At 37.0% G+C, this 1,021-nt stretch carries 1 protein-coding gene; it reads right to left on the bottom strand.

Annotation, left to right across the window (positions count from 1 at the left end; genetic code table 11):
• Window positions 1–178: 178 nt before the first annotated feature.
• Entirely contained in the window at window positions 179–967 is a 789-nt protein-coding gene (gene ant(9), locus ACQRC6_RS09770; protein ID WP_027622104.1) for an aminoglycoside nucleotidyltransferase ANT(9), read from the bottom strand.
• Between the last annotated feature and the right edge of the window lie 54 nt (window positions 968–1,021).

Below are 1,021 nucleotides of genomic sequence, written 5' to 3'. Positions count from 1 at the left end.
AGTCTCCACATGGCTCGAGTTGATGGCATTGATGTCATATTACTTTGCCCGTCTGTGGAAACATATCAGCAGCATTTTTGGAACTATCGGTAGACGGGAACATATCCAGCGGTTTTTGACCATTTTAAGAAATTTCGGTATGAGAGAACCTATCAATGGAATTCTCAACACCAGCCTTTTAGAGATTAAGGGAAGACTCTATAGACTTCTTCATATTATTAACGAGTTCAGTCACCTCAGAATCCATTCCTTTCCACTTATCAATATACCCTCCTAGATAAGCCTTTCTTGCTTTGTCAAGTAAAATGGCATGCTCATAAGGTAATTGAGGTATTGCCCATTCAGCTGCCAGATCTTTTGATCTGATTTCACCAGTAGATGCTGTCACCCACATTCTGGCTAAAGTTAAAATCACATTGCGTTCGTCACCTTTAATGCTAGTTATCAACCCGGGCAACGATTCTTTAATTGCTTTTCGAATATCTGTCATTGGCACAGGCTCAATTACTTCTGTTGCCTTTGGTCCCAAAAGGTTAATACTATTTTTTCTTAGTTGTGCTAAAAGTATTGCTAAATCCGGATCATAAGTCGACTCAGGAATTTCTCCCTTTTCAAACTGCTCTCTTAGCCACTCGCCATACATAAATTCATATTTGGGGGGGAAATGCCAAGGGACAATATCCTTTTGATTTATGACCGTAACTTCAAGAGGCCTCATATCTTTTATGTTTCCTATTTTCCCAGATATAAGCATTAACCTATTTGTAAGATTCCTTCGAGTTTTTTCAGATAAACTTTGATTTGTTATTACCAAAATATCTACATCGCTATTCATACGTAAACCACCCATTACTGCCGAACCATACAAATACACCCCAATTAACATATTATCAAGTAGTTCCGCTATAGTTTTTAATGCTTGAATTGCTTCTTTCGGAATTTTTTTGTTACTTAAATCTATACTCAACTTCGATCTCCTTTCGTCTGAAAACTGTTTTTTAACGCCTCTTAAAATTTATAA

The sequence above is a fragment of the Peptoniphilus sp. SGI.035 genome, from assembly GCF_050315115.1.
Classification (GTDB): Bacteria; Bacillota; Clostridia; order Tissierellales; family Peptoniphilaceae; genus Peptoniphilus_A.
The sequence above is the reverse complement of the archived record's forward strand: the minus strand, read 5'-3'. Positions and strand labels throughout refer to the sequence as shown.